This window comes from Comamonas sp. (assembly GCF_036666375.1).
GTDB lineage: Bacteria > Pseudomonadota > Gammaproteobacteria > Burkholderiales > Burkholderiaceae_C > Comamonas.
Map to the genome: position 1 here is coordinate 24677 of NZ_JAVWWA010000050.1, position 10735 is coordinate 35411.

A 10735-nucleotide genomic window follows, 5' to 3' on the forward strand; every position below is an offset into this window, starting at 1 on the left:
GCAGAATTTCGCTATGAAAATCTGAGCATGTTTTCAATTAGGGTCATGGCGCGGACATAAAAAAACCGCCTAGGCGGAAATGGTTCAAGTGGCGGTTTTGCAGCGGCTCAGCGCAGGGTTGGCGATGGGGCTTTGTCTGCCGCCATGGCTGGCGTGGCGGCAGGGGCATTGCGTCCGTGGGGCGTCTGCGCGCCCGGGAATGTCCTGCCGTTGACCGTGAGTCCCTCGGCGGAGAATCTGGCGGCCGAGGTGTTGCCCACGCCGTGCACCCGGTCTATCAGGTCGGCCCAATCGGCAAACGGCGCTTTCTTGCGCTGCGTGATGATGCGTTGGGAGAGCGCCGGGCCTATGCCCTTGATCGCATCGAGTTCGGCCTGCGTGGCCTGGTTGGCATCGACGCGTGCAAACGCACAGCTGGCGCAAAGCAAAGCCGAAATGGTCAGAAGTTTCTTCAGCATCGCGCTTCCCTTTGATCATGCGTATCGGCGCTGAACTGCGTTGATCGCAAGCCTTGATGCAGGCATCGTACGGCAGCGCGACGCCCGCGCTGAAGCCGGGTAAACCCGGATTCAACGCATTGTGGACATCAGATCACAGCTCTTCGACGCGACGCGCGGGATAGCTGTCCCAGCTCTGGCAACCCGGGCAATGCCAGAAATGTTGGCGTGCCTCGAAGCCGCAGGCGGCGCAGCGGTAGCGCGTCAGCGGCTTGCTTGCGTGCTCTAGCGCGCGTTGCACCGCGGGGTGGTGCTGCTCTTCGGCGAAAGCCTCGTCCGCGAGCCAGCGCGTCGCCGCGACCAGCGAGGGTTCCTTGCCCAAGTGGGCGACATAGCGCTGGCGCCCGGGCGCCTGGGTTTCTCCGCTGTCGGCATCGAGTGCGACCAGCGCCTGCAGCAGGTCCAGCGAAGGCGTGCGCTGGTATTGCGCCTCGAGCCAGGGGCGTATGGGGGCCTGCGGCAGCGTCTTGGCGATCTCGGGCAGCAGCGCCGCAGCCAGGGGCAGGGCGCTGGGGCTTTTCTCGGCCAGCGCCTGCAGCGTGTCCCAGGCCTGCGCGGCCTGGCCCAGGCGCAGTTGCAAGCGCGCCAGATCGATCTGCGGGCGCGCGGCCTGGGGCGCGATCAGCAGCGCCTGCTGATGCCTGGCCATCGCGGCTTCGAGCTGGCCGTTCGCGGCCAGGCCATCGGCCTCTTCGCACAGGTAATGCGCCAGGCGCACGCTGAAATCGCCTTGTTGCGCGGTCTGCATGCGCTGGGCAATCTCGCCTGCCTGTTTCCAGTCGCGCGAACGCTCGTAGATGGCCAGCAGCGCCAATCGGGCTTCGGCTTCGAAATGCGTGCCTTCGAGGCGGCGCAGCGCGTCTTCGGCGCGGTCCAGCAGTCCGGCCTTGAGAAAGTCGAGAGCCAGCGCATGCTGGGCGCGGTCGCGGTCGGGCCGGCTCAGATCGCCGCGCGACAGCAGGTGCTCGTGCACGCGCACCGCGCGGTTGTATTCGCCGCGGCGGCGGAACAGGTTGCCCAGCGCGAAGTGCAGCTCGGACGTGTCGGGATCGTTCTGCACGGCTTCGATGAACGCATCGATGGCCTTGTCCTGCTGCTCGTTGAGCAGGAAGTTCAGGCCCTTGAAGTAGGCCTTGGGCGCGCTGCGGTTTTCCGCGCGCATTTGCCGCGCATCGAAGCGGGAAGCAACCCAGCCCAGAACGAAGGCCAGCGGCAGGCCCAGCAGAATCCAGTTGAGATCAAATTCCATGGAGATCGTGGGGCGGCAGGGGAGGTGCGGGTGCAGTGGACTCGGCGGCAACGGGCGCCGCTTCAGGCTGGGCGGCGCGCTGGGCCGCGCTGCGGTGCTTGAGCCAGCGCGGCACCATGCCCAGCACGCCTGCGACCAGGCCGGCGCCAAAGGCGGTGAGCACGATCAGTACCTGTGGCGCCGTCCATTGGGTGCCGAAGAAGAAGTGCACCGTGGCGTTTTGCTGGTTGTTCAGCGCAAAGGCGAAGAGAGTAAAAAAAATGGCCGCCTTGAGCAGCCACAGTATGTATTTCATGCGACCCCTTGTGTGACCGCCTGATTCTATAGGCCTTGATTCACCCGCGGAGCGTGTGGACCCAAGGCCGGGGGGCTTGGTGCAAGCCTTTTGCCGCCGGGTCGCGCGCGGATTCCGCGCAGGCAGGAGTTATTTCTTTTCGGCCAGCAACAGGGCCTGGGCACCGCCGAGTTCGGCCGTGCGCTGGTCCACGGCTTCGCGCAGGGCCTTGCCCGGCTTGAAATGGGGGACGCGTTTTTGCGGAATATGTACGGCTTCGCCGCTGCGGGGGTTGCGACCCATGCGTGCGAGGCGGTGGTTGACGGAAAAGCTGCCAAAGCCGCGGATTTCAATGCGTTGCCCGCGCACCAGGGCATCGCCCACCGCATCCAGAATGGTTTTGACTGCGAGCTCGGCGTCGCGTTGCGTCAATTGACCGAAACGTGCGGCCAGTTCTTCGACGAGATCAGAACGGGTCATCGAAAGCGAATCCAGTGTTTTAAGAAAAAAGCGGCGGGCGCCTAAAGCGCCCGCCGCATCCAACTCAAGCTAAGCGGGAGGGCTTACTTGTCGGAGTTGTCCAGCTTGGCGCGCAGCAGAGCGCCCAGGCTGGTCGTGCCGGCGCTTTCGCGCGACGATTGTGCCGACAGGGAAGCCATGGCTTCTTGCTGGTCGACCATGTCCTTTTGCTTGATGGACAGCTGGATGTTGCGGGTCTTGCGATCCACGTTCAGCACCACGGCAGTGACTTCGTCGCCTTCCTTGAGCACCGAGCGCGCATCTTCCACGCGGTCGCGCGAGATTTCGGAAACGCGCAGGTAGCCCAGGATGTCTTCGCCGAGGTCGATTTCAGCGCCACGGGCGTCCACGGTCTTGACCTTGCCGGTCACGATCTGGCCCTTGTCGTTGACAGTAGCGAAGGTGGTGAAGGGATCGCTGTCCAGCTGCTTGATGCCCAGGCTGATACGTTCACGTTCCACGTCCACGGCCAACACGATGGCTTCGACTTCTTGGCCCTTCTTGTAGTTACGAACTGCGGCTTCGCCGGTTTCGTTCCACGACAGGTCGGACAGGTGAACCAGGCCGTCGATGCCGGCAGCCAGGCCAACGAACACGCCGAAGTCGGTGATCGACTTGATCGGGCCCTTGACGCGGTCACCGCGCTTGGTGTTTTGCGCGAATTCTTGCCATGGGTTGGCCTTGCACTGCTTCATGCCCAGGGAGATGCGACGCTTGTCTTCGTCGATTTCCAGAACCATGACTTCGACTTCGTCGCCCAGGGACACGAGCTTGGAAGGAGCAACGTTCTTGTTGGTCCAGTCCATTTCGGAAACGTGAACCAGACCTTCGATGCCTGGTTCCAGTTCCACGAATGCGCCGTAGTCAGCAATGTTGGTGACCTTGCCGAACAGACGGGTAGCCGAAGGATAACGGCGCGAAACGCCCATCCATGGATCGTCGCCCATTTGCTTCAGGCCCAGGGACACGCGGTTCTTTTCGGTGTCGAACTTCAGGATCTTGGCAGTGATTTCTTGACCAGCAGTCACCACTTCGGAAGGGTGACGCACACGGCGCCATGCCATGTCGGTGATGTGCAGCAGGCCGTCGATACCGCCCAGGTCCACGAACGCACCGTATTCGGTGATGTTCTTGACCACGCCTTGAACAATGGCGCCTTCCTTCAGGGTTTCCATCAGCTTGGCGCGTTCTTCGCCCATGGAGGCTTCCACCACAGCGCGGCGCGACAGCACCACGTTGTTGCGCTTGCGATCCAGCTTGATGACCTTGAATTCCAGGGTCTTGTTTTCGTACGGCGTCAGATCCTTGATCGGACGTGTATCGATCAGCGAACCGGGCAGGAATGCGCGGATGCCGTTGACCAGAACGGTCAGGCCGCCCTTGACCTTGCCGGAGGTGGTGCCGGTCACGAATTCGCCCGATTCCAGCGCCTTTTCCAGGGCCAGCCAGGAAGCCAGACGCTTGGCGGTGTCGCGCGACAGGATGGTGTCGCCGTAGCCGTTTTCGATGGAACCGATGGCCACCGACACGAAGTCACCGACTTGGACTTCGACTTCGCCCTGATCGTTCTTGAATTCGTCGAGGGGCACGTAGGCTTCCGACTTCAGACCGGCGTTGACCACCACGAAGTTGTGTTCGACGCGAACGACTTCAGCGGTGATGACTTCGCCAGGACGCATTTCCGTGCGTTGCAACGATTCTTCAAAAAGGGCGGCAAAAGATTCAGACATGTATTTCCTTGGCCGCAAACAGGTTTCCGAGAGCACAATTGCTCGCGTTTTTAAGGCTGATTGCGGAGGTTGCGGACGGATCCGCGGGCTATAGTTCAATAACCCTCTGCCAATCGCTAGCCAGGGCGAAAGGCGGCAGAGGGACCGGTGTCAGCTCTTCAAGACGGCCTTGAAGGGCTGTCGCTCTTGCCACCAGTCAAGCACCTGCGTTACCACCTGTTCGATGGAGAGTAGAGAGCTGTCGAGGGACAAAGCGTCTGGTGCGGGCTTGAGCGGCGCCACGCTGCGCGACATGTCGCGGGCGTCACGGGCTTCAAGGTCTGCACGAAGCGCCGTGATGTTAGCTGAAATTCCTTTGGAAATCAATTGTTTATACCTTCTCTCAGCACGGCATTCGGCGGAGGCGATCAGGTAGACCTTGAGTTGGGCCGCGGGAAAGATCACCGTGCCCATGTCGCGGCCGTCGGCAACGAGGCCGGGCAGCTGCTGGAATCCCAGCTGCAGCGCGATCAGCGCCGCGCGCACCTTGGGCAGGGCCGAGACGCGTGACGCATCCATGCCGGCTTCCTCGCTGCGTATCGCATGGCCCACGTCTTCGCCATCGATGAGGATCTGATGGCTGGGAGTGAAGCGGATATCGAGCGTGGCCAGCAGCGCGACGATCCGGTCTTCGTGCGCGGGGTCGATGGCGATGCCTGCGCGGTGGGCGGCCAGGCCCGCGATGCGGTACAGCGCGCCCGAGTCGAGAATGCCATAGCCCAGGCGGTGGGCAATTTCGGCGGCAATCGTGCCCTTGCCCGAAGCGCTGGGGCCGTCGATGCAGATCACGGGAATCTGTTCACGCGGCGTCTGGCAGACGGAGAACAGCGCCTCGAAATAGTCGGGAAAAGTCTTGGCCACGCACTGCGGATCTTCGATGCGCACCGGCAGCTTCTGCGCGTTGAACGCCGCCAGCGAAAAGCACATCGCTACGCGGTGGTCGTCATAGGTGTGGATGCTGGCCGCGCGCCAGTCGGCGGGCCGGGCCGGCGGCGTGACGCGCAGATAGTCCGCGCCTTCCTCCACCGTCGCGCCCAGCTTGCGCAGCTCGCAGGCCATGGCGGCAATACGGTCGGTTTCCTTGACGCGCCAGCTCGCGATGTTGCGCAGCGTGGTCGTGCCTTCGGCGTACAGCGCCATCACGGCCAGCGTCATCGCGGCGTCGGGAATATGGTTGCAGTCGAGATCGATGGCCTGCAGCGGCCAGCGCCCGCGCCGTACCTGCAGCCAGTTGGGGCCGCTGTCGACCTGCGCGCCCATGGCCTGCGCGGCCTCGACAAAGCGGATGTCGCCCTGGATGGACTGCGCGCCCACGCCCAGGATGCGCACGCCTTCGCTGCCTTCGGCCGCGATCGCGCCCAGCGCGATGAAGTAGCTGGCCGACGAGGCATCGGCCTCGACGTGGATATCACCCGGCGAGCGGTAGCGGCTGCCCGCGGGAATCGTGAAGCGCTGCCAGCTGTCGTTTTTCACCGCGATGCCGAAGCGCGCCAGCAGCTCCAGCGTGATGTGGATGTAGGGCTTGGAGATCAGCTCGCCGACGACTTCGATGTGGATGTCCTGCTGCGCGGCGCGCAGCGGCAGCGCCATCAGCAGCGAAGTCAGGAACTGGCTCGACACATCGCCGCGCACCTGGATAGGCGGCTGCTGGGCGTCGGCAGAGAAATCGGCCGGCGTGATGCGCAGCGGCGGGAAGCCGGGGTTGCCCAGGTAGTCGATGCTGCAGCCGATCTGGCGCAGGCCATCGACCAGATCGCCAATCGGGCGTTCGTACATGCGCGGCACGCCCAGCATGGTGAAATCGCCGCCCAGCAGCGACAGCGCCGCCGTCAGCGGACGCATGGCCGTGCCCGCGTTGCCCAGGAACAGCTCGGCCTTGGTGCCCGCGGCCAGCGCCCCGGCAATGCCCGTGATGCTCAGGGTGGTCGCGCCGCGTTCAAGAACGCAGCCGATCTGCTCGAGCGCGGTCAGCATCACGCGCGTGTCGTCGGAGTCGAGCAGGTCGTGCACGACGGTCGTGCCTTCGCTGAGCGCGGCCAGCAGCAGCACGCGGTTGGAAATGCTCTTGGAGCCGGGCAGTCGCACTTCGCCGCCGGCGGTGGCAAGTGCGGGAATGTCGAGGAATTGGGTCTTGAACATGGCGCAGTTTCGGCGTGCGGGCTCAGGCGCCCTGGAGGTCGGGGGAGGCGGGGCGCGGGCCCTGGCGCCAGTGGGCGCGGGCCGCGCTGGCCAGCGTGATGCGGTCCTGCAGGCCCTGGCCGTCGCCCTGGAGAATCAGGCCTTCGAGGTTTTCCAGCGCCTGGCGGAACTGGCGCGACTGGGCCAGCACCTGTTCGCGATTGGCCAGCAGGATGTCGCGCCAGATCTGCGGATTGCTCGCGGCAATGCGCGTGAAGTCGCGAAACCCCGGGCCGGCAAGCGCCAGCGTGGCGTCGGCGCCGGGCTGGGACAGCACGCTTTGCATCATGGCAAATGCCAGCAGATGCGGCAGGTGGCTCACCGTGGCCAGCGTGGCGTCATGCGCTTCGGGCGACATGCTGTGCACCTCGCAGCCCAGCGCCTGCCAGATTTGGCGCGCCTGCTCGAGCTGCACCGTGAGCGTGCGCTCGGTGGGCGTGAGCACCACATGGCTGCCCACGTACAGGTTGGCATCGGCATGCTCCACGCCCGCGACTTCCTTGCCCGTGATCGGGTGGGCCGGCACGAACGAGCCTATGCGGTCGCGCAGGCCTGAGCGCGCGGCCTGCACCACGTCGGTCTTGGTCGAGCCCACGTCCATGATCAGCATGCCCGGAGTGACCAGGTGCTTGATGGACTTGAGCGTGGCTTCGGTCGCCGCCACGGGCACGGCCAGCAGCACGATGTCGGCGCCGGCCGCGGCCAGCAGCGCCGAAGGCGCCTCGACATCGATCACGCCCAGCTGGCGCGCGCGCTCGGTGGTGGAGGGGGACTTGCTGTAGCCGACCACGCGTTTGACCAGACCGGCTTTCTTCAGCGCCAGCGCAAACGATCCGCCCATCAGGCCGCAGCCTATGAGCCCCAGTTGTTCAAACATCCACACACTCCGGCAGCAGAAAAAGAGCAGGCAACAAAGACATCACGCAGGCGTGGGGTAGGCGCCCAGCACCTTGTAGAAAGCGCACAGGCCTTGCAGCTCCTCGAGCGCCTTGGCCACATGGGGCTCGGACGGGTGGCCGGCCAGATCGATGTAGAAGTAGTACTCCCACTGGCCGGTGCGCGCCGGGCGCGACTCGAAGCGCGTCATCGACACGCCATGGGTCTTGAGCGGCACCAGCAGGTCGTGCACGGCGCCGGGGCGGTTGGGCACGGAAATGATCAGGCTGGTCGAATCCTTGCCAGTCGCCTGGGGCATGGCCAGCGTCTGCGGCAGGCAGATGATGGCAAAGCGCGTGCGGTTGTAGGCTTCGTCCTGGATCGCATGGGCCACGGTGTGCAGGCCGAACTGCTGGGCCGCGCGCTCGCCGGCCAGGCCGGCCCAGGTCGGGTTCAGCGATGCCAGGCGCGCGCCTTCGGCGTTGCTGTCGACCGGGCGGCGCTCGGCATGCGGCAGGTGCTTGGACAGCCAGCCCTGGCACTGGGCCAGCGCCTGGGGGTGGGCGGCGACGACTTCGATGTTCTCCAGCGAATCGCTCATGCGCAGCAGGTTGTGGCGAATCAGCAGGCTGACCTCGCCGACCACATGGCAGGGCGTGTGCAGGAACATGTCGAGCGAGCGCGTGACCACGCCTTCGGTCGAGTTCTCGACGCCCACCACGCCGTACTGGGCGCTGCCCGCGGCCGTCGCATGGAACACCTCGTCGAAGTTGGCGCAGTACATCAGGTCGGCCGCGCCGCCGAAGTAGTCGACCGCGGCCTGCTCGCAGAACGTTCCCGCGGGGCCCAGAACGGCCACGCGCTGGGGCGATTCAAGCGCCAGGCAGGCCGACATGATTTCGCGCCAGATCGCCGACACATGGGTGGCCTTCAGCGGGCCGGGGTTGGCGGCTTCGATCTTCTGGATCACCTGGGCCACGCGGTCGGGGCGGAAGAAAGGCGTGCCTTCGCGTTTCTTGACTTCCCCGACCTGTTCGGCCACCCGGGCGCGCTGATTGACCAGCGACAGCAGTTGCTGGTCGATGCTGTCGATCTGTTGGCGCAGGTCCGAAAGATCAGGCGAAGCTTGGGGCGTGTTCATGGCGAAAAGTCTCTCAGGCGTGTTGTTTTTCGAAAGCGTGCAGGTAGTCGACCAGCGCCTGGACGCCAGCCAGCGGCATGGCGTTGTAGAGGCTGGCGCGCATGCCGCCCACCGACTTGTGGCCCTTGAGCTGCAGCAGGCCGCGCTCCTTGGCGCCGGCCAGGAAGGCGTCGTTGAGCGCTTCGTTGCGCAGGAAGAACGGAATGTTCATGCGCGAACGGCAGTTGGGCGCGACCTTGTTGAGGTACAGCTGCGACTGGTCGATGCTGCGGTACAGCAGCTCGGCCTTGGCGATGTTGCGCTGCTCCATCGCGGCAATGCCCGTGAGCTCGCCTTCGCGCTGGCGCTTGAGCCACTGGAAGGTCAGGCCGGCCATGTAGATGCCCCAGGTCGGCGGCGTGTTGTACATCGACTGGTTGTCGGCCACGGTCTTGTAGTTGAACGCGCTGGGGCAGGCCGGCAGCGCATGGCCCAGCAGGTCTTCGCGCACGATGACGATGGTCAGGCCCGCGGGGCCGATGTTCTTCTGCGCGCCGCCGAAGGCCAGGCCCACGCGGCTCCAGTCGACCGGGCGCGAGGCCACATGCGAGGAGAAGTCGATCACCAGCGGAGCGTCGCTGCCCAGGGCCTGCAGATCGGGCAGCTCATGGAACTCGACGCCGTGAATGGTTTCGTTGCTGCAGATGTGCACATAGCTCGCGCCGCGGCTCAGGTCCCAGCTGGCGGCGGGCGGAATGGCGGTGAAGTTGCTGGCTTCGCCGCTGGCCGCGACATGCGCCTGGGCTGCGTACTTGCCGGCTTCCTTGACCGACTTCTGGCTCCAACTGCCGGTGAGCACGAAGTCGACCGTGGCGGCGTGCGACAGGTTCAGCGGAACGATGGCGTTCTCGGCCAGGCCGCCGCCCTGCATGAACAGGATCTTGAAGTTTGCGGGCACGGCCAGCAGCTCGCGCAGGTCGGCTTCGGCCTGCTCATAGATCGAGATGAATTCCTTGCCGCGGTGGCTCATTTCCATCACGCCCATGCCGCTGCCGTGCCAGTCGAGCATTTCGGCCGCGGCCGTTTCCAGAACCTCGGCAGGGATGGCAGCAGGGCCGGCGGAGAAGTTGTAGGGGCGATTCATGGTGTCTACCGGAATGAAAAAGAGCAGGGCGGCGCTGGGCCGTGCGTGGGGGAGAACTGTAAACGGGCACGCCGGCATTGCCGGCGTGCTTGGGAGTGGCAGGAGTTACGCCTGGGGCGCTGCGTCGCTGCCGTCCGCTGCGGAGGTATCGCCGGCTTCGGCTTCGGTCTCCTCGGCAACAGCCTGGGCATCGTTTTCGGCAATGCGCTGCAGGCCGCTGAGCTGCGAGCCGTCGTCCAGCGCGATCAGCGTCACGCCCTGTGTCGCGCGGCCCAGTTCACGGATCTCGGAGACGCGCGTGCGCACCAGCACACCCTTGTCGGTGATCAGCATGATTTCGTCATCGGCGCGCACCAGCGTCGCGGCAACGACCTTGCCGTTGCGCTCGGATTGCTGGATGGCGATCATGCCCTTGGTGCCGCGGCCGTGGCGCGTGTATTCGGAAATGCTGGTGCGCTTGCCATAGCCGTGCTGGGTGGCGGTGAGCACGCTTTGCGGGTTGGTGTCGGAGTCTTCCGCCACCAGCATGGCGATCACGCTCTGGCCTTCCTCGAGCATCATGCCGCGCACGCCGCGCGCCTGGCGGCCCAGCGGACGCACGTCGTTCTCGTCGAAGCGCACGGCCTTGCCGCCGTCGCTGAACAGCATCACGTCATGCGCGCCGTCGGTCAGCGCGGCGCCGATCAGGTAGTCGCCGTCATCGAGGTTGACGGCAATGATGCCGGCCTTGCGCGGGTTGTTGAACTCGTTGAGCGCGGTCTTCTTCACGGTGCCCATGCTGGTGCCCATGAACACGTAGCGGTCCTCGGGGAAGCTGCGCATTTCGCCGGTGAGCGCCAGCACCACGTTGATCTTCTCGCCTTCCTGCAGCGGGAACATGTTGACGATGGGGCGGCCGCGCGAGCCGCGCGAGCCCGCAGGCACTTCCCAGACCTTGAGCCAGTACAGGCGGCCGCGGTTGGAGAAGCACAGCAGGTAGTCGTGCGTGTTGGCGATGAACAGCTGGTCGATCCAGTCGTCTTCCTTCGTGGCCGTCGCCTGCTTGCCGCGGCCACCGCGCTTTTGCGCGCGGTATTCGGACAGCGGCTGGCTCTTGATGTAGCCGGTGT

Annotated in this window: 10 protein-coding genes; all 10 read right to left on the reverse strand. The window is 65.0% G+C overall.

Annotation, left to right across the window (positions count from 1 at the left end):
• Positions 1–107: 107 nt before the first annotated feature.
• A complete protein-coding gene (locus RR928_RS13595; RefSeq protein ID WP_332538682.1) occupies positions 108–458 on the reverse strand; it encodes a ComEA family DNA-binding protein in 351 nt (116 codons plus the stop codon).
• 133 nt (positions 459–591) lie between these two features.
• Entirely contained in the window at positions 592–1746 is a 1155-nt protein-coding gene (gene lapB, locus RR928_RS13600) for a lipopolysaccharide assembly protein LapB (RefSeq protein ID WP_332548301.1), read from the reverse strand.
• The gene (locus tag RR928_RS13605; RefSeq protein WP_332538685.1) at positions 1736–2041 is read right to left on the reverse strand and encodes a LapA family protein; all 306 of its coding nucleotides are present in this window, start codon (positions 2039–2041) and stop codon (positions 1736–1738) included. Before RR928_RS13605 ends, lapB begins: the two co-directional genes overlap by 11 nt.
• Positions 2042–2170: 129 nt before the next feature.
• On the reverse strand, positions 2171–2563 hold the full coding sequence (locus RR928_RS13610) for an integration host factor subunit beta (RefSeq protein ID WP_332538687.1): 393 nt from the start codon (positions 2561–2563) through the stop codon (positions 2171–2173).
• A gap of 20 nt (positions 2564–2583) precedes the next feature.
• Positions 2584–4269 (reverse strand): 30S ribosomal protein S1, encoded by a 1686-nt coding sequence (gene rpsA, locus RR928_RS13615; RefSeq protein WP_332682929.1) that lies wholly within the window; start codon positions 4267–4269, stop codon positions 2584–2586.
• Between the two features lie 150 nt (positions 4270–4419).
• Positions 4420–6447 carry a bifunctional 3-phosphoshikimate 1-carboxyvinyltransferase/cytidylate kinase gene (locus RR928_RS13620; protein ID WP_332682923.1) on the reverse strand — a complete coding sequence of 676 codons (2028 nt, stop codon included), beginning with the start codon at positions 6445–6447 and terminating at the stop codon, positions 4420–4422.
• Positions 6448–6469: 22 nt separating this feature from the next.
• Complete coding sequence (locus RR928_RS13625; protein ID WP_332538689.1) at positions 6470–7363, reverse strand: prephenate dehydrogenase; 894 nt, start codon at positions 7361–7363, stop codon at positions 6470–6472.
• Between the two features lie 42 nt (positions 7364–7405).
• Complete coding sequence (pheA, locus tag RR928_RS13630; protein WP_332538691.1) at positions 7406–8503, reverse strand: prephenate dehydratase; 1098 nt, start codon at positions 8501–8503, stop codon at positions 7406–7408.
• Positions 8504–8516: 13 nt separating this feature from the next.
• Positions 8517–9626 (reverse strand): 3-phosphoserine/phosphohydroxythreonine transaminase, encoded by a 1110-nt coding sequence (gene serC / locus RR928_RS13635; protein WP_332682925.1) that lies wholly within the window; start codon positions 9624–9626, stop codon positions 8517–8519.
• 105 nt (positions 9627–9731) lie between these two features.
• Positions 9732–10735: DNA gyrase C-terminal beta-propeller domain-containing protein (locus RR928_RS13640; protein WP_332682927.1), on the reverse strand; the 1004-nt coding region annotated here is incomplete at its 5' end.